19 protein-coding genes are annotated in these 22,376 nt (G+C 71.4%); 6 read left to right on the top strand and 13 right to left on the bottom strand.

All coding sequences use genetic code 11. From position 1 onward, the window contains the following. Nucleotides 1–25 precede the first annotated feature (25 nt). Nucleotides 26–1,420 carry a short-chain fatty acyl-CoA regulator family protein gene (locus ENC19_RS11480; RefSeq protein ID WP_164447156.1) on the bottom strand — a complete coding sequence of 465 codons (1,395 nt, stop codon included), beginning with the start codon at nucleotides 1,418–1,420 and terminating at the stop codon, nucleotides 26–28. 217 nt (nucleotides 1,421–1,637) lie between these two features. Between ENC19_RS11480 and aceA the strand changes: the two genes are divergently transcribed. Further along, the gene (aceA, locus tag ENC19_RS11475) at nucleotides 1,638–2,909 is read left to right on the top strand and encodes an isocitrate lyase (RefSeq protein ID WP_164447155.1); all 1,272 of its coding nucleotides are present in this window, start codon (nucleotides 1,638–1,640) and stop codon (nucleotides 2,907–2,909) included. After that, on the top strand, nucleotides 2,906–4,516 hold the full coding sequence (gene aceB / locus ENC19_RS11470) for a malate synthase A (protein ID WP_164447154.1): 1,611 nt from the start codon (nucleotides 2,906–2,908) through the stop codon (nucleotides 4,514–4,516). The genes aceA and aceB overlap by 4 nt, the downstream gene beginning before the upstream one ends. A gap of 68 nt (nucleotides 4,517–4,584) precedes the next feature. Here the strand turns inward: aceB and sthA are convergent, their stop codons facing one another. The 6 genes from sthA to ENC19_RS11440 form a co-directional block, all read right to left on the bottom strand. Further along, nucleotides 4,585–5,988, bottom strand: coding sequence for a Si-specific NAD(P)(+) transhydrogenase (gene sthA, locus ENC19_RS11465; RefSeq protein ID WP_164447153.1), 1,404 nt, complete (start codon nucleotides 5,986–5,988; stop codon nucleotides 4,585–4,587). Between the two features lie 135 nt (nucleotides 5,989–6,123). Continuing rightward, nucleotides 6,124–7,092, bottom strand: coding sequence for an ATP-binding protein (locus ENC19_RS11460; RefSeq protein ID WP_164447152.1), 969 nt, complete (start codon nucleotides 7,090–7,092; stop codon nucleotides 6,124–6,126). 21 nt (nucleotides 7,093–7,113) lie between these two features. Beyond that, nucleotides 7,114–8,259, bottom strand: coding sequence for an LLM class flavin-dependent oxidoreductase (locus ENC19_RS11455; RefSeq protein ID WP_164447151.1), 1,146 nt, complete (start codon nucleotides 8,257–8,259; stop codon nucleotides 7,114–7,116). Next, nucleotides 8,249–8,641, bottom strand: a complete 393-nt coding sequence (locus ENC19_RS11450; RefSeq protein ID WP_164447150.1) for an SCO5389 family protein — start codon at nucleotides 8,639–8,641, stop codon at nucleotides 8,249–8,251. The genes ENC19_RS11455 and ENC19_RS11450 overlap by 11 nt, the downstream gene beginning before the upstream one ends. A 97-nt stretch (nucleotides 8,642–8,738) precedes the next feature. After that, nucleotides 8,739–9,698, bottom strand: a complete 960-nt coding sequence (locus tag ENC19_RS11445; protein WP_164447149.1) for a TIGR03557 family F420-dependent LLM class oxidoreductase — start codon at nucleotides 9,696–9,698, stop codon at nucleotides 8,739–8,741. Nucleotides 9,699–9,853: 155 nt separating this feature from the next. After that, nucleotides 9,854–10,564, bottom strand: a complete 711-nt coding sequence (locus tag ENC19_RS11440) for a MerR family transcriptional regulator (RefSeq protein ID WP_208020863.1) — start codon at nucleotides 10,562–10,564, stop codon at nucleotides 9,854–9,856. A 56-nt stretch (nucleotides 10,565–10,620) separates the two neighbouring features. Here ENC19_RS11440 and ENC19_RS11435 point away from each other — a divergent pair, with 56 nt between their 5' ends. The 4 genes from ENC19_RS11435 (at nucleotide 10,621) to ENC19_RS11420 (ending at nucleotide 14,574) form a co-directional block, all read left to right on the top strand. Further along, nucleotides 10,621–11,331, top strand: a complete 711-nt coding sequence (locus tag ENC19_RS11435; RefSeq protein WP_164447147.1) for a hypothetical protein — start codon at nucleotides 10,621–10,623, stop codon at nucleotides 11,329–11,331. A gap of 21 nt (nucleotides 11,332–11,352) precedes the next feature. Next, entirely contained in the window at nucleotides 11,353–11,715 is a 363-nt protein-coding gene (locus ENC19_RS11430) for a metalloregulator ArsR/SmtB family transcription factor (RefSeq protein ID WP_281604229.1), read from the top strand. Further along, nucleotides 11,712–12,209, top strand: a complete 498-nt coding sequence (locus tag ENC19_RS11425) for an SRPBCC family protein (protein ID WP_164447145.1) — start codon at nucleotides 11,712–11,714, stop codon at nucleotides 12,207–12,209. The genes ENC19_RS11430 and ENC19_RS11425 overlap by 4 nt, the downstream gene beginning before the upstream one ends. Before the next feature lie 103 nt (nucleotides 12,210–12,312). Further along, the gene (locus tag ENC19_RS11420) at nucleotides 12,313–14,574 is read left to right on the top strand and encodes a catalase (protein ID WP_164447144.1); all 2,262 of its coding nucleotides are present in this window, start codon (nucleotides 12,313–12,315) and stop codon (nucleotides 14,572–14,574) included. Between the two features lie 131 nt (nucleotides 14,575–14,705). Here ENC19_RS11420 and ENC19_RS11415 read toward each other — a convergent pair whose 3' ends face one another. The 6 genes from ENC19_RS11415 to ENC19_RS11395 all read right to left on the bottom strand — a co-directional run bounded on the left by ENC19_RS11415 (nucleotide 14,706) and on the right by ENC19_RS11395 (nucleotide 22,270). Beyond that, the gene (locus tag ENC19_RS11415; protein ID WP_328824222.1) at nucleotides 14,706–17,339 is read right to left on the bottom strand and encodes a DUF6493 family protein; all 2,634 of its coding nucleotides are present in this window, start codon (nucleotides 17,337–17,339) and stop codon (nucleotides 14,706–14,708) included. Further along, on the bottom strand, nucleotides 17,336–18,070 hold the full coding sequence (locus ENC19_RS31385; RefSeq protein WP_328824221.1) for an SWIM zinc finger family protein: 735 nt from the start codon (nucleotides 18,068–18,070) through the stop codon (nucleotides 17,336–17,338). Before ENC19_RS31385 ends, ENC19_RS11415 begins: the two co-directional genes overlap by 4 nt. Beyond that, on the bottom strand, nucleotides 18,031–18,672 hold the full coding sequence (locus tag ENC19_RS30150; protein WP_235944661.1) for a hypothetical protein: 642 nt from the start codon (nucleotides 18,670–18,672) through the stop codon (nucleotides 18,031–18,033). The genes ENC19_RS31385 and ENC19_RS30150 overlap by 40 nt, the downstream gene beginning before the upstream one ends. Nucleotides 18,673–18,719: 47 nt before the next feature. Then, the gene (locus ENC19_RS11405) at nucleotides 18,720–19,946 is read right to left on the bottom strand and encodes a multidrug effflux MFS transporter (RefSeq protein WP_164447389.1); all 1,227 of its coding nucleotides are present in this window, start codon (nucleotides 19,944–19,946) and stop codon (nucleotides 18,720–18,722) included. A 288-nt stretch (nucleotides 19,947–20,234) separates the two neighbouring features. After that, the gene (locus ENC19_RS11400; protein WP_164447143.1) at nucleotides 20,235–21,920 is read right to left on the bottom strand and encodes a sodium:solute symporter family protein; all 1,686 of its coding nucleotides are present in this window, start codon (nucleotides 21,918–21,920) and stop codon (nucleotides 20,235–20,237) included. After that, nucleotides 21,917–22,270, bottom strand: a complete 354-nt coding sequence (locus ENC19_RS11395) for a DUF4212 domain-containing protein (RefSeq protein WP_164447142.1) — start codon at nucleotides 22,268–22,270, stop codon at nucleotides 21,917–21,919. The genes ENC19_RS11400 and ENC19_RS11395 overlap by 4 nt, the downstream gene beginning before the upstream one ends. Between the last annotated feature and the right edge of the window lie 106 nt (nucleotides 22,271–22,376).

The following is a 22,376-nucleotide window of genomic DNA, read 5'->3' as shown; positions in this document are numbered from 1 at the left end:
TGTATCCGTACCGGCGGGACGGCGCTCAGGTCCGCAACGGGTACGGGATGAAGGTGCTGCGGTTCTCGTCCACGTCCAGTTGCCGGCTGATCGGGGGCGCGGCCCGCTGCGGACAGGTCATCCGCTCGCAGGTCTTGCAGCCCGGCCCGATCGGGGTCGCGGCCTCGGCCGCGTGCAGGTCCATCCCGGTGGAGTAGACCAGCCGGCTGGCGTGCCGCACCTCGCAGCCCAGACCGATGGCGTACACCTTGCCGGGTTGGCCGTAGCCGCCGTGGTGGCGGGTGATGGTGCGGGCGATCCACAGGTAACGTTGCCCGTCCGGCATGGCGGCGACCTGGGTGACCACCCGCCCCGGCGCACCGAACGCCTCGTACACCGTCCACAACGGACAGGTGCCGCCGGTACGCGAGAACGGAAAGCCGGTGGCCGACTGTCGTTTCGACATGTTGCCGGCCCGGTCGACCCGGACGAAGGAGAACGGCACGCCGCGCGCCCGGGGCCGCTGCAACGTGCTGAGCCGGTGGCAGACCGTCTCCCAGCCCATCGCGTAGTGCTGGGTGAGCAGGTCGATGTCGTACCGACGCTGCTCGGCGGCGGCCAGGAAGTGTTCGTACGGCAGCAGCAGCGCCGCCGCGAAGTAGTTGGCCAGGCCGACCCGGGTGAGGATCTGGGTCTGCACGTCGTCGAACTCCTCCGACTCGACGATTTCGTCGATGACGTCGGCGAACTCCAGCAGTGCGATCTGCGCCGCCATCCGCATCGCCTCCTGCCCGGCGCGCAGCGACGTGGACAGGTGCAGGGTCCGGGTCTGCGGGCGGTACCGGTGCAGCTCACCACCGAGTGCGGCGGCGTCCTCGCGGGCGACGTGCACGCCGTGCCGTTGCGCCAGCCGGTCGCGGAGCAGGGCGCGGACCTCGCCGCGGCGCAGCGCCATCCGTCCGGCCAGCCGCTCGGCCTCCTCGTCGAGATCCGGCACGTAGTTCTGCCGCCGGTAGAAGAACTCGGTGACCTGGTCGTGCGGGCTGCGGCCGATCCGCTCGCGGTCACCGACCAACTCGGCGAGCTGTTCGTCGGCCTGCTGGTAGCGCCGGTGCAGCTCGATGACCGCCGCCGCCACCTCCGGCAGCCGGGTGGCCAGTTCGGTGAGTTCGGTCAGGCCGGCACGTCCGGGCAGCGCCTCGCGTAGCCCGGCGACCAGCCGAGGGGTGTCGTGCGCGGCGAACACGGTCGGGTCGACGCCGAACAGTTCGGTGATGCGTAACAGCACCGGCACGGTCAGTGGTCGGCTGTCGTGCTCGATCTGGTTGAGATAGCTCGGGGAGATGCTGAGGTGCCGGGCGAGCTCCGTCTGGCTCAGCCCGCGCTCCTCGCGCATCCGGCGCAGCCGCGCGCCGGCGAACGTCCTGGCGACCGCCCTCACCTCCCTGCTCCGTCGACCGGGTCCGGCCACATTAGCACTGCTGCGAATAGCCGCTTTCACAACTTCACAGAATCGCCCGTCGACTTTTCAATAATTGGCTTTTTCCGTCCCTCGACCGCCTCCGGCCTGGCATGTGACCGTTGGCTGCACACCCGGCGGCCCGGCGTCTCGCGCAGCGTCACCAGGTGACGACGGAATTCGAAGGGAATGAGAAACGATGGTTACCGCGGTCGAGCAGTTGCAGCACGAATGGGACACCAACCCTCGCTGGCGGGGTGTGCGACGCAGCTACCGCGCCGAGGACGTGGTGCGGTTGCGTGGCGCGATCCAGGAGGAGCACACCCTGGCCCGGCACGGCGCGAACCGGCTGTGGCGGTTGCTGAACAGCGAGGACTACATCCACGCCCTCGGTGCCCTCACCGGCAACCAGGCCGTGCAGATGGTCCGCGCCGGGCTCAAGGCGATCTACCTGTCCGGCTGGCAGGTGGCCGCCGACGCGAACCTGGCCGGGCACACCTACCCCGACCAGAGCCTGTACCCGGCCAACTCGGTGCCCGCGGTGGTGCGTCGGATCAACAACGCCCTGCTGCGCGCCGCGCAGATCACCACCGCCGAGGGTGACCCGTCCGGCATCGACTGGCTGGCACCGATCGTCGCCGACGCCGAGGCCGGCTTCGGTGGCGTGCTCAACGCGTACGAGCTGATGAACGCGATGATCGCGGCCGGGGCCGCCGGCGTGCACTGGGAGGACCAGCTCGCCAGCGAGAAGAAGTGCGGTCACCTCGGCGGGAAGGTGCTCATCCCCACCGGCCAGCACATCCGCACCCTGGAGGCGGCGCGGCTGGCCGCCGACGTGGCGGGCGTGCCGTCGGTGGTCATCGCCCGTACCGACGCCCAGGCCGCCACCCTGCTCACCACCGACGTCGACGAGCGGGACCAGCCGTTCGTCACCGGCGAGCGCACCGCCGAGGGCTTCTACCGGGTCCGTAACGGCGTCGAGCCGTGCATCGCCCGTGGCCTGGCGTACGCGCCGCACGCCGACCTGCTCTGGATGGAGACCAGCACCCCGGACCTGGAGGTCGCCCGCCGCTTCGCCGAGGCGATCAAGGAGCAGTACCCGGACCAGCTGCTCGCCTACAACTGCTCGCCGTCGTTCAACTGGCGCAAGCACCTCGACGACGCGACCATCGCCAAGTTCCAGCGGGAACTGGGCCACATGGGGTACAAGTTCCAGTTCATCACCCTGGCCGGCTTCCACGCCCTCAACTACTCGATGTTCGACCTGGCCCGGGGCTACGCGACCGACGGCATGTCGGCGTACGTCTCGCTTCAGGAGCGGGAGTTCGCGGCCGAGCCGGCCGGCTACACCGCGGTCAAGCACCAGCGCGAGGTGGGTACCGGTTACTTCGACCTGATCAGCACGGTGCTCAACCCGGCCGCCGAGACCACCGCGCTGCGTGGCTCCACCGAAGAGGAGCAGTTCGCATGAGATACGAGATCATCGGCCCGATGGCCGAACGCTTCGACGAGGTCCTCACCGATGCGGCGCTGGACTTCCTGGTCGCGCTGGACAGCGAGTTCGCCGCCCGTCGGGTGGCCCTGCTGGACACCCGCCGGGCCCGTCGCGACCGCTACGCCACCGGCCAGCTGCCCGACTTCCTGCCGGAGACCGCCGCGGTCCGCGACGACCCGACCTGGCAGGTGGCGGCGCCCGCACCCGGCCTGGAGGACCGGCGAGTCGAGATCACCGGGCCGCCGGACCGCAAGATGACCATCAACGCGTTGAACTCCGGCGCCAAGGTGTGGCTCGCCGACTTCGAGGACGCCACCGCGCCGACCTGGCAGAACGTCATCAGCGGCCAGCTCAACCTGATCGACGCCCTGGACCGCCGGATCGACTTCACCGACGCGCGTGGCAAGCGGTACGCGCTCGGCGACGACCTGGCCACGATCGTGGTGCGGCCGCGCGGTTGGCACCTGGTGGAGAAGGGCATCGTGGTCGACGGTCGACCGATCTCGGCCAGCCTGGTCGACTTCGGGCTGTACCTGTTTCACTGCGCCCGTCGGCAGCTCGACGCCGGCAAGGGCCCGTACTTCTACCTGCCGAAGCTGGAGAGCCACCGCGAGGCGCGGTTGTGGAACGACATCTTCGTCTTCGCCCAGCGCTACCTCGGGCTGCCGCAGGGCACCATCCGGGCCACCACGCTCATCGAGACGATCACCGCCGCGTTCGAGATGGAGGAGATCCTCTACGAGCTGCGCGAGCACTCGGCGGGCCTGAACGCCGGGCGGTGGGACTACATCTTCAGCATCATCAAGAACTTCGGCCAGTGGCCGGACTTCGTCCTGCCGGATCGCGCCGAGGTGACGATGACCGTGCCGTTCATGCGGGCGTACACCGAACTGCTGGTGCGCACCTGTCACCGACGTGGCGCGCACGCGATCGGCGGGATGGCCGCCTTCGTCCCGGCTCGTGACCCGCAGGTCAACGAGATGGCGTTGAGCAAGGTGCGGGCGGACAAGCAGCGCGAGGCCGGTGACGGCTTCGACGGCTCCTGGGTCGCCCACCCCGGCCTGGTGGCGACCTGCCGCGAGGTCTTCGACGCGGTGCTGGGCGAGCGCCCGAACCAGCTCGACCGGCGTCGTGACGAGGTGACGGTGACCGCCGCCGAGCTGCTCTCGGTGGACAAGACCCCGGGACAGGTCACCGAGGCGGGGGTGCGCGCCAACGTCGCGGTGGCGCTGCGCTACATCGACGCCTGGCTCGGCGGCGCGGGCGCGGTGGCGCTGTGGAACCTGATGGAGGACGCGGCCACCGCCGAGATCGCCCGTTGCCAGTTGTGGCAGTGGCTGCACCACGGCACCCCGCTGGCCGGCGGGGGAGCGGTGACCGAGGAACTGGTCCGTTCGATGCTCGCCGAGGAACTGGCCACGGTGACCGAAGGGCGCGCGGACGCCGAGCGGGAACGCGCCGAGCAGGCCGCGCGGATCGTCGAGGAGACGGCGCTCGGTGAGGACCTGCCGTCGTTCTTCACCACCAGCGCGTACGCCCGGCACCTGGGGCCGGCGCGGGCGCTCGCGCTGGCGGCGGGCTGAGGCTGATCGTCCCGACGCGACGGCGCCGGTTCCGGGGCTCGGACCCCGGCCGGCGCCGTCGCGTCCCGTCAGCCGTCGATCCGGGTGATGTTGCGGATCTTGTTGGACGCGTCCAGGGCGGCCACCTTGTACGCCTCGGCCAGCGTCGGGTAGTTGAACACCGTGTCGACCAGGTAGTCCACCGTGCCGCCGCAGCCCATCACCGTCTGCCCGATGTGCACGATCTCGGTGGCGCCGGTGCCGAAGACGTGCACGCCGAGCAGCCGGCCGTCCGTCGGCGAGACGAGCAGCTTCAACATGCCGTACGAGTCACCCACGATCTGGCCGCGCGCCAGCTCGCGGTAGCGGGCGATGCCCACCTCGAACGGCGTCGCGCTGTCGGTCAGCTCCTCCTCGGTCTTCCCGACGAAGCTGATCTCCGGAATGGTGTAGATGCCGATCGGCTGCAACTCGTGCATCGGGCGGTCCGGCTCGCCGCAGGCGTGTTGCGCGGCCAGCCGCCCCTGCTCCATCGACGTCGAGGCCAGCGCCGGGAAACCGATGACGTCGCCGACGGCGTAGATGTTCTCCACCGCGGTGCGGTAGTTCGCGTCGACCTCGATGCGACCGCGTCGGTCCGCGGTCAACCCCGCCGCGGCCAGGTCCAGACCGTCGGTCTGGCCCTGCCGGCCGGCCGAGTACATGACCGTGTCGGCGACGATCTTCTTGCCGCTCTTGAGGACACACAACGCGGCGGTCTGGTGCTTTTCGACCGAGGCCACCTCCTCGCCGAAACGGAACGTCACGGACAGGTCCCGCAGGTGGTACTTCAGCGACTCGACGACCTCCTCGTCGCAGAAGTCGAGCATCCGCTCGCGTCGTTCGACCACGGTGACCTTCGTGCCGAGCGCGGCGAACATCGAGGCGTACTCCATGCCGATCACACCGGCGCCGACCACGACCATGCTGCGGGGTACGGCCTGGAGGTTGATGACGCCGTCGGAGTCCACGATGGTCCGGTCGTCGAAGTCGACGCTGTCGGGGCGTGCCGGCCGGGTGCCGGCGGCGATGATGGCCTTGTCGAAGGTGACCTTGGATTCGCGTCCCGAATCGCCGTCGACCCAGACCGAGTGGGCGTCGGCGAACCGCCCGGTGCCGGTGATGATCGCGACCCGGTTTCGGGCCAGTTGGTTACGGATGACATCGGTCTGCCGGTTGATGACGTGCTGGGTCCGCGCGGCCAGATCGCTCACCGTGATCTCGTCCTTGACCCGGTAGCTGCTGCCGTAGAGGTCTCGCTGACTGAGGCCGGTCAGGTAGAGCACCGCCTCGCGCAGCGTCTTGGACGGCACGGTGCCGGTGTTGATGCACACCCCGCCGAGCATGTCGCGCCGCTCCACCAGGCCGACCCGCCGGCCGAGCTTCGCCGCGGCGATGGCGGCCTTCTGACCGCTGGGCCCGGAGCCCAGCACCAACAGGTCGTAGTCATACACGATCACCAGCGTCGCAAGATGTCGCGGCCAGCACCAGACCCGTCGCGTACCCGGCAGGTGACGTTAACCAGGTTGGAACAAACACGGGTGCCGCTGCCGGGCCAGGTGCCCGGCAGCGGTGCCGTCGTCGACGGTTCAGCCGGCCGTGGTGCCGGCGAGCGCGGCCGGTCCCATCTGGAAGTCCGGGTCGATCTGCGTGGTGAGGTCCACTCCGGTGCGCTCGTTGGCCCAGGCCTCGGCGTTACGCCGGTGGAACTCGTGGGCCCACCGGGTGAACGCCGCCCAGTCCTGCGTGGTGCCGTCGACGGCGTCGGCCATCAGGCCCAGCACCGCGCGGTTGGCGTTCTCGAGGTCGTGCAGCGGGCCGACCGCGCCACGCTCGGCACGGCGCACGTAGGCCGACCGGCTCATCCAGGCGAGCAGGTCCGCGCCGACGTGCTCGTGCAGGAAGGCCACGTCGGCGGCGTCCTCGACCTTGTTGCCGATCACCGACAGGGCCACCCCGTAGTCGCGCGCGTAGCCGGCGTACTGCCGGTAGACACTGACGCTGCGCACCGTCGGTTCGCAGACCAGGAAGGTGCGGTCGAAGCGGGTGAACAGTCCCGAGGCGAACGAGTCGGCACCGGCGGTCATGTCCACCACCACGTACTCGCCGGGCCCGTCGAGCAGGTGGTTCAGCAGCAACTCCACCGCGCCGACCTTGGCGTGGTAGCAGGCCACCCCCAGGTCCTCGGCGCTGAACTCGCCGGTCGCGGCCAGCCGGACGCCGCCGACGGTGGTCACGCACTCGGCGTAGATCGGGTTCTCCTCCGCCACCCGCAGCAGTCGTGAACCCCGTCCGGGCGGGGTGGTCTTCACCATCTGCGCCGCCGAAGCGATGCGCGGGTTGTCGCCGCGCAGGTACTCCTTGATCGCCGGCAGGTGTTCACTCAACGGCCGCGCCGCGCTCACGGCGGCCGGACCACCCAGGGCCACCGCGAGATGCTGGTTGATGTCGGCGTCGATGGCCAGCACCGGGTGCCCCTCGGCGGTGAGATGGCGGGCGTGGAGCGCGGCGAGGGTGGTCTTGCCGCTGCCACCCTTTCCGACGAAGGCGATCTTCATCGGCGCCCCTCCACCCAGTTGCTAACGGTAACCGTTTCCATGAGAGGCATGGTAGCGGGCCGCCGTCCCGCCCGACGCCGAACCCGCCTGACTCACCGGCATCGGTGTGTCCCGCCCGTCATCGCCGACCGGTGCGAGATCGAGCACGTCGGTGGCCAGCCGGTGGATGTTGGTCAGGCCGACCTCGGGGCCGCCGCCGGCCTCCACCATGAACAGCAGGTGGCGTACGCCGGGCAGCGCCGCCGCCCGCGCGACCGCCTGTCGGCAGCGGTCCGGCGCACCCACCGGGTGGATGCCGATCAGATGCTCCACGTAGCCGGCCGGATCCCGTGCTCCGGCCGGTGCGCCGTCCAGCCGGACGTACTCCCGGGTGCCGGCCAGCAGCGGGGGTAGGCCGCTGCCGACCAGCCCAGCCGCTTCCGCGTCCGTCTCCGCGACCTGGGCGAGATGGGCGCTGGCATGCTCGACTCCGGCGGGATCGTGCCCGTGTGCCTCGGCCACCCTGGCGTAGCGGTCGAGCAGCTCGACCTTCTCGGCGAGGTCGGCGTGCAGGCCGAGCAGCAGCGGCAGGCCGTGCCGGGCGGCGAGATCGACCGTGCCGGTCGAGGTCGCCGCGACCCACACGGGCAGCCGCCGGCGTGGTCGCGGCACCACCGGGACCGCGCGAAACGGGAAGCGGTGGTTTCCGGCCACCTCCGGTCGCCCGGACAGCCACCTGGTCAACAGCTCCAGCGAGTCGTGGAACCCGTGCGTGAACCGCTCCGTCCCGGTGCCGAAGACCTCCAGATCCACCCAGGGCCCGCCCCGGCCGACGCCGAGCCGGAACCGGCCACCGGACAGCTCGTGCAGCAGTGCCGCCTCCTCGCCGACCGCCACCGGGTGCCGGTTGGACAGGATGCACGCGGCGGTGCCCACCGCGATGCGGCGGGTGGCCCCGAGCAGGTGCGCGGCGAAGGTGATCGCCGACGGGCAGACGCCGTAGGAGATGAAGTGGTGCTCGGCGATCCACACGCCGGCGAACCCGGCGGCCTCGGCCGCGCGACCGTACCGATGGGCGGCGGCCAGTGCCTCGGTGTGCGAGACGCCGGGGCGTTGCCCGGCGAGCAGGAACAGGTGCGCCCGTACGCCCCGACCTGCCCGCCGGACTCCGCCGGGATCAACAGTCACGCAGCTCGGGGGACTGGTTGAGTAGCTGGCCCCGTGTCGAGGTGAACCGGCGGTAGGTGTCGGAGTCGACGGCGGACGGTCGGAACGCCGCGATCCGGTGGCAGTTCTGGAAGGCGAGCTTGACGCCGAAGTGACGCTCCAGGCTGGACCGGATGGCGTCGCTGGCCAAGGCGCGCAACAGCTGGCCCCGCTCCGCCTCGCTGGGCGGAGGCACCTGGTTGTCGGCGAACTCGGCGTCGGAGGACGCCAGCTCCGACGCCACCCGGCTGACCGTCTGCCAGGCGTAGGGCAGTGACTCGCGGACGCAGGCCACGAATGCCTCGTCGTCGACGGGGCCGGACTCGGCGGCCCGCAGCAGGCTCGGCGGCACGGTGAGAGACATGCTCCTCCTCGGCTAACGATCACGGTTGTCATTACCGCTACGTGGGGAGCACATCACGTCACTGTCGGGAGTGTCAATGCCGCCGCGCCGGACCCGGTCAGCCGAGGCCGCGCAACCGGACGGCGAGGGTGTCCTGGAAGAAATCGAGGAAGCCGTCCGGGTCCGGGCCAGCGTTCTGCAGCACCACGTGGTCGAAGCCCGCGTCGACGTAGGCCCGCACCGCCTCGACGTGCACGTCCGGGTCGGGGCCGACGGCGAACTGCTGCCGGATGTCGTCCTCGGTGACGGTGCGCGAGGCCGCGTCGAAGTTCACCGGGTTCGGCAGTTCGCTCATCACCTTCCAACCGGTGACCGACCAGCGGCTGGTCTGCCAGGCCGCCTGCACGGCCTGCGCCTCGTCGGGTGCCCAGGCGAGCGGAACCTCGGCGTAGCGGGGGCCCTGCCCGCCGAGCCGCTGGTAGGTCTGCACCAGGTCGGCCTCGGGTTCGGTGGCGAACAGGCCGTCACCGAGTTCCGCGGCGATGGTCGCGGACACCTCACCACTGGCGGCGACGGCGATGACGGGCAGCTCCTCCGGAAGGTCGAACACCCGGGCGTCGTCCAGCTGGAGATGCTTGCCCTCGTACGAGTGGTAGCCGCCCGTCCATAGCAACCGGATGATTTCCAGCGCCTCGCGGAGCCGCTCGTGTCGACCCCGTGCTCCCGGGAAGCCCTGGCCCACCACGTGCTCGTTGAGGCGCTCGCCCGCACCGACGCCGAGGGTGAACCGGTTGTCGGAGACCAGGGCGAGCGTGGCGGCGGCCTGCGCGATGATCGCCGGGTGGTACCGCACGCTCGGGCAGGTGACCCCGGTCGCCAGCTCGATCCGGTCGGTCCGGGCGGCGATCGCCCCGAGCACCGTCCAGGTGAACGACGAGTGACCCTGGCTGTCCAGCCAGGGGTGGAAGTGGTCGCTCATCTCGACGAAGTCGAACCCCACCTGCTCGGCGCGTACCGCCTGCCGGATGATCTCGTTCGGCCCGAAGCCCTCACTGGACAGCTTGTATCCGATCCGCATCAGCTCTCCCGATCATGAACCCAGTCCGTCTCTGCCACTTTTGCACTAGTAAGCCCGGTCCGGTGGAGGAAATCCGGTGAGCGCCGCTGCCGTTTGTCGGCCACCGGCGCGGGAATCTCGGCCAGATGCGGTGCGGGGGCGACGGCCCAGGGACCTCAACCGGTCAAGCGCCGGACCGGGATCTCCAGCACGATGGCGTTCATGCCGTCACCGTCGACGACGTGGTCCTCGGTGGTGGGGCCGGCGGGCGAGAGGCGGTGCCGGCACAACCAGTCGAAGAGGTCCAGCCCGGCGCGGGCCACACCACACCCCGGTGGCACGACCGCCCGGACGACGGTGCGGGCCGGCAGGGTGAGCGTCGTGCCCCTCACGTCGGTCACGGCGACCGTGAAGGCGCCGGCAGGGGCACCGGACAGCCAGGTCACCAGGGTGGCCGGCGCAGCCGTACACAGCGCCGCCACCTCGACCGCGTCGGCCACCTCCACGCGGCGTAGGCGTAGCTGTCGCGGAGCCACGCGGGCCCGTCGGGGCAACAGTGGGCTGTCCGTCGCGAGCCGGTCCTCGACCGCGGCCACCGTCTCGACCATGGTGGCGATGTCGCGGCGCAGGGCCGTCACCGTCTCGGCCAACGCCTGACGCAGCTGTGCGTCGGGTGCGTCCGACAGCTCGGCGATCCGGCGCAGCGACAGGCCCAGCCGTTGCAGGCCCCTGATGTGTTCCAGCCGGGTCAGCTCGGGCACGCCGTACCACCGGTAGCCGGTGGTCGCATCGACCGCCGCGGGTCGCAGCAACCCGACCTTGTCGTAGTGGCGCAGGGTGCGCTCCGACACCCCGGACATCCGTGCCAGCTCACCGATGCGCCACACCGGTCCTCCTCGTGGCTTGACCTTGCCGCTGCGACAAGGTTCTAGCGTCGGCGCCCATGAGACGGGCTCACCAGATCGATCCGGCCCGGCTGACCGGTGCCCTGCTGCTGACCTCTTTGCTGACCATGGTTGCCGGTGCGGCCGTCGCCGTGCCATCCGGACTGACCCTGAATCCGGCCGAGCCGGCGGCCACGCTGTCCGCCGTGCACGCCCGGGCCGGACTGCACCTGACCGAGTTGGCCCTCGACGTCGTCGGGTGGCTCGCGCTGACCGGCGCGGCCCTCTCGGCGTTGGCCGCCATCGTCCGCACCGGGCAGCACCTGGCGGTGCTGCCGGCCGGACTGCTGGCCGCGGCCGGCCTGGCGGGTCTGCTGCACGACGCGGGGAACCTGGCCGTCACCCAGCTGTCCGCCGATCGCACCGATCCGTCGGTCGTGGCCGTGGCCGGGGCGATCCTGCTGACCGCCAAGTGGACCGTGAATCTGGCCGGGCTGCTCTGGGTCGCCGCCACGGCAACCGCCGTGGTCTGCGTACCGATGCCGGCCGGGCTGCGGCGCGTCGGTGCCTTCGCCGCCATGGTCGGCCTCGCCGCGGTGATGCTGCCCTGGACCACGGGTGTGGCCGGGCCGTCGGCGACGCTGGAGCAGTTCGGCTACCTCCTGCACCTGCCGCTCATGATCTGGTACGGAACGCTGGGCTGGCGCCTGCGCAACGGCGGGTGGTCCGGCCACGGCCGCCCGGGGTGCCCAGCGCGAGCGAAAGCGTAACTGATGGGTTACGCTTTGGCCGTGGACGACGTGGCCGCCGCGATCGCGGACCCGGTGCGGCGGCGCATCCTCGAACTGCTGCGTGAGCGTCGGCTGCCGGCCGGGCGGATCGCCGAGGAGTTCGAGATCAGCCGGCCCGCGATCAGCCGACACCTGCGCGTACTGCGCGACTGTGGCCTGGTCCGCGACACCGTCGTCGGCCGCCGACGACTCTACGAACTGGATCCGACCCGGCTCGCCGAGCTGATCCGGTGGCTGACCCCGTTCACCCGGACCGATCTCTGGGAACGTCGCCTCGACGCCCTGGAGACCGAGGTCTACCGTGCCCGCCGCGACCGCCGTACCGGCGACTCGCCATCCGCCACTCAGGAGCGCACCGCATGACCCGAATCCCGACCGGCCGACTCTTCGGCGCCGAGGACGGCGTCGACCTGGTCCTCACCCGCACCTTCCCGGCCCCGATCGACGACGTGTGGGCCAGCCTCACCGAGCCGGAACGAACGGCACGGTGGTTCGGGCCCTGGGAGGGCGACGCCGCGCCGGGCCGCACCGTCCGGGTCCAGATGGCCATGGAGGAGGACGCGCCCTGGTCCGATCTGCGGATCGACGCGTGTGAGCCGCCCCGGCGGCTGGCCGTGTCCATGCGCGACGAGTACGGCCACTGGGTGCTGGAGTTGCTGCTCACCTCACACGGCGAGCGCACCGAGCTGCGCTTCGTGCAGCATCTCGACGACGCCACCGGCATCGGTGAGGTGGGTCCGGGCTGGGAGTACTACCTCGACTGTCTGGTGGCCGCGCGCGACGACACGGCGATGCCGTCGTTCGACGACTACCACCCGCCGATGAAGGCGTACTACGAGCAGCTCCGGCCGGAGTGATCGAAGATACCCACATCCGCGCCATTCGCTCCGTTTTGCTCGGTCCACCCCGGGTACCGCCCTGGTCATCTGGCTCTCGTGCCCCAGGGAGGTACCCGTCGAGATGAACGCCCGCAACCCCGCCGAGGCGGTAAGGAATGTCGTGGAGGCCGCGGCGGAGAAGGTGACCGACGCCGGCACCCCACAGGTGCCCGGTGCGCCGGGCAGCGCCCCGCCGCCGCGCGACGAGCCGACGACGCCACACGAACCGCTACCGCCCAAGCCCGAGCAGGGCGCTCCGCAGACCCGTACGCCCACCGGCGCCGAGACCGGCGCGCCGGCCACCGCCAACGGCCAGCAGGGTGCCTTCCTCACCACCGCGCAGGGTGCGCGGCTACGGGACACCGACCACTCCCTCAAGGCCGGCCCGCGCGGGCCCGTCCTGCTGCAGGACCACCACCTGCGGGAGAAGATCACCCATTTCGACCACGAGCGCATCCCCGAGCGGGTGGTGCACGCCCGCGGCGCGGGGGCCCACGGCGAGTTCACCGCCTACGGCACCGCCGAAGCCGTCACCCGGGCGGGCTTCCTGGCCAAGGGCCGGACCACCGAGGTCTTCGTCCGCTTCTCCACGGTGCTCGGTTCCCGGGGCTCGGCCGACACCGTCCGCGACACCCGGGGCTTCGCCACCAAGTTCTACACCGACGAGGGGACCTTCGACCTGGTCGGCAACAACATGCCGGTCTTCTTCATCCAGGACGCCATCAAGTTCCCCGACATCATCCACGCCGGCAAGCCGCACCCCGACCGCGAGATCCCGCAGGCCCAGAGCGCGCACGACACCTTCTGGGACTTCGTCTCGCTGCACACCGAGGCGCAGCACCACGCCATGTGGAACATGTCCGACCGGGGCATCCCGCGCTCCTACCGGACGATGGAGGGCTTCGGCGTGCACACCTTCCGGCTGGTCAACGCGGCCGGCGAGACGGTGCTGGCCAAGTTCCACTGGAAGCCGAAGCTGGGCGTGCACTCCCTGACCTGGGAGGAGGCTCAGCTGCTCGGCGGCATCGACCCGGACTTCCACCGGCGTGACCTCTACGACGCCATCGAGGCCGGCGCGTTTCCCGAGTGGGAACTCGGCCTCCAGGTCTTCCCCGACACGCCCGAGGAGACCTTCGCCGGCATCGACCTGCTCGACCCGACGAAGATCGTGCCGGAGGAACTCGCCCCGGTGCAGCCGGTCGGCAAGCTCACCCTGAACCGCACGCCGACCAACTTCTTCGCCGAAACCGAGCAGGTCGCCTTCCACGTGGGACACCTGCCGCCGGGCATCGACGTCACGAACGACCCGCTGCTGCAGGGACGGCTCTTCTCGTACGTCGACACGCAGTTGACCCGGTTGGGCGGGCCGAACTTCGCCCAGATCCCGATCAACCGGCCGCACGCCCCGGTCAACGACATGCTGCGCGACGGCTTCCACCAGCAGGCCGTGCACGCGGGCGTGGCACCGTACCGGCCGAACTCCCTGGACGGTGGCAATCCTTTCCCGGCCGGCGACGACGACCACCCGTTCGTCGACGTGCCGGTGCAGGTCGCGCAGGCGCCCAAGGTACGCGCCAACCCCGCCTCGTTCGACGACCACTTCAGCCAGGTCCGCCTGTTCTGGCTGAGCATGTCCCCGGTCGAGCGGGAACACATCATCCGGGCGTACACCTTCGAGCTGGGCAAGTGCTACCACCAGGCGATCAAGGAACGGCAGCTCCAGTGCCTGGCCAACATCGACCCGGTGCTCTGCGCCCAGGTGGCCACCGGCCTCGGTCTACCCGCGCCGGAGCCGACGGTGCCGTTGGCGGACGTCGAGCCCAGCCCGGCGCTGTCCCAGGTAGGGCGGCAGTGGCCGGCCGACGGCCGGATGGTCGGCATCGTCGTCGACCCCGAGGCCGACCTCGACAGCGTCCGGGCGGCCCGCGAGGCGGTCTTCGCCGCCGACATGGTCCCGCTGCTGATCGCGCCGCACGGTGGAACGATCGGTGACCTGCCCGCGCAACGGAGCTTCGCCACCGGCCGCTCGGTCGAACTCGACGCGCTCCTGCTCGCCTCGGCGCCCGCGCCGGCACCGGACGCGATGCCGGCCCGGGACGCCAAGGCGGGCGCGGCCGGCTCGGCCACCGTCGATCCCCGGGTGCTGCTGATGGTGGAGGAGTGCTGGCGGCACGCCAAGGCCATCGGCGCGTGGGGGACCGGCGTCACGGTGCTGGACCAGGCCGGTGTCGCCGGCACACCCGGCGTGGTCACCGCCGACTCCGCGAGCGAGGTCCTGACCGCCGTCCAGCAACTCATGGCCGACCACCGCGTCTGGCACCGCTTCCCCACCTCCGTCGCCTGACCCGGCTCCACGCCGTAGAGATCGTGGTCCGTGAGCGCCCCCGGGAGGGTGCTCACGGACCACGATTCACATGTCCACGCTCGTGCCAGCGGACCACGCCGGGCTCGGCAGGTCCGAGGCGTTCCGGTGCGTCACGCCTCGGCCAGTGCCTTGTGCAGGCGGCGGGCTTCGGTGACCAGGCGGCTGGAGCCGACCCGCCCGGCCACGTCGGACAGGCCGGGCACCTCGATCCGTACGCCGGTCACGGTTGCCGTCTCCGCCGCCAGGGTCAGCAGATCCGGCAGGCCACGCGGTGGCGTGGGCGCGGCCAGCAGCGCCGGGAGCGCGGCGGCCAGCAGCCGCCACACGGTGAGCGGCGCTCCTGCCTGCGCGGCGTCGCGCACCGGTTCGACGACCCGGGTCAGCTTCACCAGTTGCCGGGATGCCAGGGTGCCGAGTTGCGCCCCGGTGCCGGCCGCATCGAGCTCACCGGCGGCGGCGAGGGTGAGCAGCGCGTCCACCGTCGCCACCCGGTCCGGGCCGTGCCGGGCGCTGAGGCCGTAGGCCACCGCCAGGTCGAGGGCCGCCCCGCCCGGGCCTTCGATCTCCGCGAGCAGGGGCAGCACCGCGGCACCGTCGCGCTCGTCCATGTCCGCGGCACCGGCGACCAACGGCAGGGCGTACGCGGTGACCACGCCCCGGTGGCGGGGCAGCAGCGACGGCCACAGGTGCACCCACCCGGAGTGGTCGCCGCCGAGTGGAGTGGCCGGCGCGGTCAGCAGCCCGTACCGGTCGACTGTGCCGGCCGGTGGTGTCAGGTCGACAAGGATCCGCTCGGCCGGCAGGTACGCCCACTCCCAGTGGCGGTTGCCCCGGCGCGGGTCGCGGGTGACGGTGCGGGACCGGATGACCGGCTGGGGCAGGCCGCCGTCGCGCAGCCAGGCGGCGAACCGTTGACCGGCTGCCGTGCCGAGCGCCGCCGCCTTCGCGGCGAGGGTCTCGTCGGCCTCGGTGGGTAGCCGCAGCAACGCCTGGGTGAGATCCCACTGCCCGGGCTCGCGGTCACCGAGCGCGGTGAGCCGTTCCAGGAGCGCCATCGGGTCGAGCAGCCCGTTGGTCGAGGTGGGCAGGGCCAGCAGGCCGGACTGTCCCGGCTCGTCGAGGTGCGCGCCGATCTCGGCCAGCCGGGCCCGCAACAGTCGGTGGACCGGTGGCACCTTGGGATCGGTGACCGCCAGCTCCGGTGTCGCGCCGGGTCGGTGTACCGCCGTCAGGAGTTTCTCCCACCGTTCCCGGCGCCGGTCGGTGCGGCTGACTCCGGCGCTGCGGAACACCTCGACCACCGTCTCGCAGAGACAGAGCGGATCCCACCGGTGCTCGTTGGCCCACGACCAGTGCCGCCGCTCGATCACCGGGTCGAGGGCGGCGCGTACCCGGGGCCCGTCGGCCGCGGTGAGCCGGACCAGCCCGTCGAGGATCCGCTCCAGAGGTGCCCCCTGGTACGGCGTGCCGAGCAGGGCGGCAACCTCCTCGGTCAACTCGTCCAGGTCGACGATCGGTTCGGGGACCGGTCCCGGCGGCGCGGGCGGGGGCAGGTCGTCGCCGCGTGGCCAGGTCAGCGCCGGGCCGACCGGTGCCGGCTCGACGCCGCGCCGGGCAGCCAGATCCGTCGCCCGCTCCCGCAACTCCACCGCGGGATGCTCGGTGGCCACCGCGATCACCTCGGCGATCTCGGCGGCCCGGTCCCGGTGCCGGCGGGCGAGTTGGTCGAGCCAGGTGAGCTGGGTCCTGACAAGTGTCTTGTCGGGTCGGGTGAGCATCTGCCGGGAGGTGTCGAGGATCGACTCCAGCTCCAGTTCGGGCAGCTTCCGCAGCGCCTTCTGGGCCATGGTGGCCACCGGCGCGGGGGCGTCGACGAGCAGCCGCAGGTAGTCGGTGACCCGGGCGGTGACCTCGGTGGTGGTCGGCGCGAGCTGGTCGAGCAGGGTGGTGAAGGCGCGCAGCGCGGCGGGTCGGTCGCCGCGCAGCAGCCGGCCGATCGCACCGTCGAACAGCAGCGCCCGGTCGACCACGTCTTCGGCGGCGAGCTGGGCCAGGGCGGCCGGCAGAGCGGGCCGGCCCGGATCGTTCCAGTTCTCGTGGGCGGCGACGAACATCATCTGGACGCCGATGCCGTCCACCTCGAACAGTCGGGGCAGCATGGTGGCCAGGAACGGATCGTCGCGCAGCCGGTCCACCACCGGCGCCGGCTGGCCCTGGTGGAACCGGTCCGGGGACTCGACCGCGGTCAACCACAGCTGTACGCACCGGTCGTCGGTCGGTGGTGCGCCGCCCTCGGCGTGCAGCAGCGTGGCGACGAAATGCCACCGGCCGACCCAGGTGTCCTGCCGGAACCGGGCGGCGATCCGGTGGGCCAGGTCGACCAGCCAGTCGACGCCGCGCTCCTGCGCCACCCGCCGGATCAGCTCGGCCGCGCGGCGACCGTGCGGGTTGACCGAGGGACGACCGAGGATCGCCGCGGCCTGGGCGGCGGTGGGCAGGCAGCCGACCACGGCGACCGCCAGGGCGGTCCCGGTGCCGGCCGACCACCAGGTGTCCCGGTCACGCTGCTTGAACCAGGCGGTCAGCTCGACGCCGATCTCCCGGCGACGCTGCTCCGGCAGGCCCTCCAGGGCCGCCGCGACCCCATCGGCATCGCCGCTGCTCACCAGGGCGAACAGGTCGCTCGTGCCGCCGGCCGCCAACTCCCGCCGACGTCGTACCGTGCTCTCCGCCGACCGCGTCACACCCGCTCCTCGACCCGCTCGGTGGCCAGCATCCGGGAGGCCAGGGCATGCCGGCACGGGCCGCGTTGCCCCCGGTGTTTCGCCCACCAGGGGCAGGTGCAGGTCAGCCCGCCGTCGGGCAGCTGGCGGACCCGGTACACCTGGTCGCCGCTGCGGACCGTCGCCGCCGCGCCGTCGAGCTGTACCGCCCCGGCGTCGAGCAGCGCCCGGGCACCGACCAGCCGGGGATTGTCCCGCTCGGCACGGCCCGCGTCGTACGGCATCACCCGGTGGAAGTACGCCGCCTCGGCCACGTCGTAACCGACCCGGCCGGCGGTGCCGAGCTGGGCCAGCGCGCCCCGAACCCGTTCCGCGTCGATGCCGGCCTGCTCGGCCAGCCGGTCCGGCTCGATGGTCGGATCCCAGGACAGCAGGGCGGAGACGAGGTCGGCGTCGTCGACGACATCGTCTCCGGCGAGCGCGGCGAGGGCGGCCCCCTCGCCGGAGAAACCCCGGTACGGCTCGGGGGAGAGGGTCAGCGACAGCCGCAGCGCGCCGGTGTCCAGTTCCCAGACGCTTGGTGCCGGGGCAGCACCGACAGCCACCGTCGGGCCGTACACCCGCAGGGTCTTCGCGAAGCGCAGCAGCGGGTGCAGCGCGACCAGCCGGCCGGCCCCGGCCAGGCAGACCGCTCCGGCGACGGGGCGGGAGGTCAGCCGCAGTGACCGGCCGGCCGGCACCACCCAGAGCACCGACCGGTCGCTGCCCCTGGGCAGCCGGCGCAGGAAGGCGGCGGCCTCGGCCGCCGGCAGCTCCGCCAGGGCTCGAACCGGGCCGCGAGGACCTGCACCTCGGCGAAGCCGCGCAGCCAGCGCACCGGCAGCAGCACCTTCTTCTCCACCACCGCACCGTCCAGGGTTGAGACGGTGAGATCGTCCGGACCGACCGACAGGTGCAGCGGATCCAGACCGCCGACCCGGGCCAGTGCGTCGCGCAGTGGTGTGTTCACGTCGACGTTTGTGGTGCCGTGCTCGGACACCGCACCGTCGAGCCCGGCGGGCAGCACGTCGAGCCGCGCGTACACGCCGCAGCAGCCGGAGAAGGACTCGAAGCGGAGCCGGTCGCGACTGCCGGTCACCACCGGGTCGAGGCTGGCTGGGCTGACCGGCCGGTGGTATCGGGTGCGGGCCACCTCGGCCACGGCCAGCAGACCGACCGCGGCCGCCTGCCCGGTGGTGAGGAAACCGGTGAAGAAGCGAGGATTGGGCGTGGGACCGCCGCTGGTCTGTAGCGCGAGCGACCGCTGCCGGAGGGCGGAGGGGGCGAGGTACCGATACGTCTGCACTGCGTTCACGCCGCCGCACGGTAGAGCAACCCACCGACACCGGCGGGCCGGAGTCCTCAGTGGGCGGCGACGGCCATCGCCTCCACCGGCTCCGGCACGGAGAGCTGGCCGGGGCGGACCACCACGACGAGCACGACCAGAGCCGAGACCATTCCGCCGGCGATCACCAGGGCCATCGCCACGGCACCGGTGCCGAGCACACCCACGAGAGGAGCGGCCACCGCTCCGATGCCGAACTGCACCGCGCCGAGCAGGGCGGAGGCGGTGCCGGCCGCCTCGCCGTGCCGGGTCAGCGCCAGGGCGGGAGCGTTGGGCAGCGCCAGGCCGGCCGCCGCGAGCACCACCCAGAGCGACGCGAGCAGCGCCGGCAGGCCACCGGTGCCGGTCGCGGCGAGGCCGAGCAGCACCAGGCTGGCGGCCGAGCCGACGATCAGGGCGGTCACCAGGATCCGCTGCGGGGACCAGCGACGCAGCAGGCGTACGTTGCCCTGGGTGGCCGCGATCAGTCCCACCGCGCCGGCACCGAACGCCAGCCCGAACTGCTGCTCGTCGAGCCCGTACCGCTCCTGCAGGACGAACGAGGAGCCGCCGACGTAGGCGAACAGGGCCGCCATGGCCAGCCCGGCCACCAGCACCAGCCCGACGAAGGCGCGGTCACGCAGCAGCGAGCCGTAGAGCCGGACGGTGGGCAGCACACCGCCGCGCTGGCGCCGCAGCGGCGGCAACGTCTCCGGCAGGCCGAGCATCGCGATCAGCAGCAGCAGTACGCCGAAGACCGCGAGGGCGGCGAACACCCCGCGCCACTGCGTCCACCGCAGCAACTCGCTGCCGAGGGTCGGCGCGAGGATCGGGGCGGCGCCCATCACGAGCAACAGGCGGGACAGCAGTTGGGCGAAGGCCGTGCCGCTGAACAGGTCCCGGACCACGGCCATGGCGATGACGGCGGCTGCCGCCGCACCCAGGCCCTGGATCACCCGCAGCGCGCCGAGCACGGTGATGTTCGGGGCGAGGGCGCAGCACACGGACGCCGCGATGTGCAGCGCCGTGCCGGCGATCAGCGGTGCCCGCCGGCCGACGGCGTCGGAGAGCGGGCCGATCAGCAGTTGTCCGAGGGCGAGGCCGATGAGGGTGCCGGTGAGGGTCAGTTGGACCGCCGCCGAGGTGGTGCCGAGGTCGTCGACGATCGAGGGCAGCGCGGGAAGGTACATGTCGATGGTCAGCGGACCCACCGCGATCAGTGAGCCGAGGACGAGGATGAGGCGCAGGCGCTGGCGGCGGTTCATCAGGTCGCCCGGCATCAGCGCGGCCGGTGGTGCGGCGGTGTCGACGCCGCTCACCGGAGGGCCTCCCGCCGGCCGGAGGACGGGGCGGGACGTGGTGCGATGCTCATACCTGCCTGCAACCCACCGGCGGTGCGCTGATTCCCGCTTGATCCAGAGGTAAGCCACCTCACACCTCCGGCCCGCTCGTCGGACCGAGCCGCGCAGGCCGCGGGTACGGCCCACGGCCGGTCGCCGGCCCCAACGTCGATGGCGGGACCGGCGACCGGTGGTTCTCGATATGGCTGTGGGTCAGGCGGCGTCGGCGGCGGTGCCGGCGGTCACCTCCCGCCGGGTGGCCGGGTAGCGGATGCTCTCCACCATCTCGACGATGTCGTCCGGCGGTGGTGCCGTCATCTTCGACACCACGACGGTGACGACGATGTTGACGATCGCGCCGATGGTGCCGATGCCCTCCGGGCTGATGTCGAAGATGTGCGGGTTGGCCGCGGTGCCGAACACCGGCAGCGTGTAGATCATGTAGCTGGCGGTGAACACCAGACCGGTCACCATGCCGGCCGCCGCGCCGGTGGCATTACATCGTTTCCAGAAGATGCCGAGCACGATGGCCGGGAAGAAGGTCGACGCCGCCAGGCCGAAGGCGAAGGCGACCACCTGCGCCACGAACGCGGGCGGGTTGATGCCGGCGTAGATGGCGACGAGGACCGCGAGACCCATGGCGATCCGACCGGCGAGCAGTCGCTGCTTGTCGGTGGAGTCCCGCTTGACCCGACGGAAGTACAGGTCGTGCGAGAACGACGACGAGATCACCAGCAGCAGTCCGGCCGCCGTGGACATCGCGGCGGCCATGCCGCCGGCCGCCACCAGACCCACGATCGGCGCCGGCAGGCCGGCGATCTCGGGACTGGCGAGGACCAGGATGTCGTTGTTGACGATCAGGTCGGCGCCGGAGGTCGGGCTGTTGCTGACCGTGTTGATTGTCGTCGCGCCGTCGCTGACGGTGACCAGCCCGGTCGCCGCCCAGTTCTCGATCCACCTGGGCAGCGCGTCGGCCGACACCCCGTTGACGTCCTGGAGCAGGTTCAGCTTGGTGAAGGCACCCACCGCCGGGGCGGTGGTGTAGAGCAGGGCGATGAAGAACAGCGCCCAGAACGCCGAATAGCGGGCACCGCGTACGGTCTTCGTCGTGTAGAACCGGACGATGACGTGCGGCAGACCGGCCGTACCGATCATCAGCGCCATCGTCACCAGGAAGACGTCGATCTGCGGCCGGGCCGCGAACGCCTCGGTGTACTGGTTCAATCCCATCTCGACGCTTATCGCGTTCAGCTCGTCGAGGATCTGGCCGAACGACACCTGCGGAATCGGAATTCCGGTCATCTGCTGGGCGACCGCGAAGGCGGGAATCAGGTAGGCGACGATCAGCACCGTGTACTGCGCCACCTGGGTCCAGGTGATGCCCTTCATGCCGCCGAGCACCGCGTAGAGCCCGATGATCACGGCGGCGAGGATGACGCCCTGGGTCACGTCCAGCTTGAGGAACCGGCTGAAGACGATGCCGCCACCGCGCATCTGTCCGACCACGTAGGTGAAGGAGATGATGATCGCGGCCACGGCGGCGATGGTGCGCACGGTTTCCGAGTACCGGTCACCGACGAACTCGGGCACCGTGAACTTGCCCCACTTGCGCAGGTACGGGGCGATCAGCAGGGCCAGCAGCACGTAGCCGCCGGTCCAGCCCATCAGGTAGATGGTGCCGTCGGAGCCGAGGAACGCGATCAGGCCGGCCATCGAGATGAACGACGCGGCCGACATCCAGTCGGCCGCCACCGCGGCACCGTTGGCGATGGTGGGGATGCCCTGGCCGGCGACGTAGAAGCCGGCGGTCTCCTTCACCCGGCTGCGCCAGGCGATGTAGAGGTAGACGGCGAACGAGCCGACAATGAAGACGAGGGTCCAGATCTGGATCTGACTCATTTGTCAGCCCCCTCGGTCTCCTGCTCGTCCACGCCGAACTGGTTGTCGAGGCGATCCATCATCTTCGCGTACACGAAGATGAGAATGACAAAGACGTAGATCGATCCCTGCTGGGCGAACCAGAAGCCGAGCGGGAATCCGGCGATGACGATGTTGTTGAGCGGTTCGACAAGCAGAATTCCGAAGCCGAACGAGACGACGAACCAGACGGCCAGGAGAATCACCATGAGCCGCAGGTTGCGGCTCCAGTATTCCTTGCGCCAGCCGTTGTCCGGCGGGGACGCCGGTGGTGGTGCCGCCGGTGGCGGTTCACCGCCACGGGTCTCCTTGTCGGGGGTTACCTCGGTCATGTCTGGAGCCTCCTAGTCGGTATGGAACCGGTAGATCCGGCGAGGGGCCTGCGACACGGCGCCCGGTTGGTGGTGACGCGGTGCTGGTGCCGGGGCCCGACCCGCC

Source organism: Verrucosispora sioxanthis (assembly GCF_010560025.1).
Lineage (GTDB): Bacteria > Actinomycetota > Actinomycetes > Mycobacteriales > Micromonosporaceae > Micromonospora > Micromonospora palythoicola.
The sequence above is the reverse complement of the archived record's forward strand: the minus strand, read 5'-3'. Positions and strand labels throughout refer to the sequence as shown.

Excerpts from the sequence above, each read along its gene's own strand:
- ENC19_RS11450 (WP_164447150.1), bottom strand. The coding sequence starts at position 8,641 with ATGTCTCTCACCGTGCCGCCGAGCCTGCTGCGGGCCGCCGAGTCCGGC.
- ENC19_RS11400 (WP_164447143.1), bottom strand. The coding sequence starts at position 21,920 with ATGAGTCAGATCCAGATCTGGACCCTCGTCTTCATTGTCGGCTCGTTC.
- ENC19_RS11425 (WP_164447145.1), top strand. The coding sequence starts at position 11,712 with ATGACCCGAATCCCGACCGGCCGACTCTTCGGCGCCGAGGACGGCGTC.
- aceA (WP_164447155.1), top strand. The coding sequence starts at position 1,638 with ATGGTTACCGCGGTCGAGCAGTTGCAGCACGAATGGGACACCAACCCT.
- ENC19_RS11445 (WP_164447149.1), bottom strand. The coding sequence starts at position 9,698 with ATGCGGATCGGATACAAGCTGTCCAGTGAGGGCTTCGGGCCGAACGAG.
- aceB (WP_164447154.1), top strand. The coding sequence starts at position 2,906 with ATGAGATACGAGATCATCGGCCCGATGGCCGAACGCTTCGACGAGGTC.
- ENC19_RS11405 (WP_164447389.1), bottom strand. The coding sequence starts at position 19,946 with ATGAACCGCCGCCAGCGCCTGCGCCTCATCCTCGTCCTCGGCTCACTG.
- ENC19_RS11420 (WP_164447144.1), top strand. The coding sequence starts at position 12,313 with ATGAACGCCCGCAACCCCGCCGAGGCGGTAAGGAATGTCGTGGAGGCC.
- ENC19_RS11395 (WP_164447142.1), bottom strand. The coding sequence starts at position 22,270 with ATGACCGAGGTAACCCCCGACAAGGAGACCCGTGGCGGTGAACCGCCA.
- ENC19_RS11435 (WP_164447147.1), top strand. The coding sequence starts at position 10,621 with ATGAGACGGGCTCACCAGATCGATCCGGCCCGGCTGACCGGTGCCCTG.
- ENC19_RS11460 (WP_164447152.1), bottom strand. The coding sequence starts at position 7,092 with ATGAAGATCGCCTTCGTCGGAAAGGGTGGCAGCGGCAAGACCACCCTC.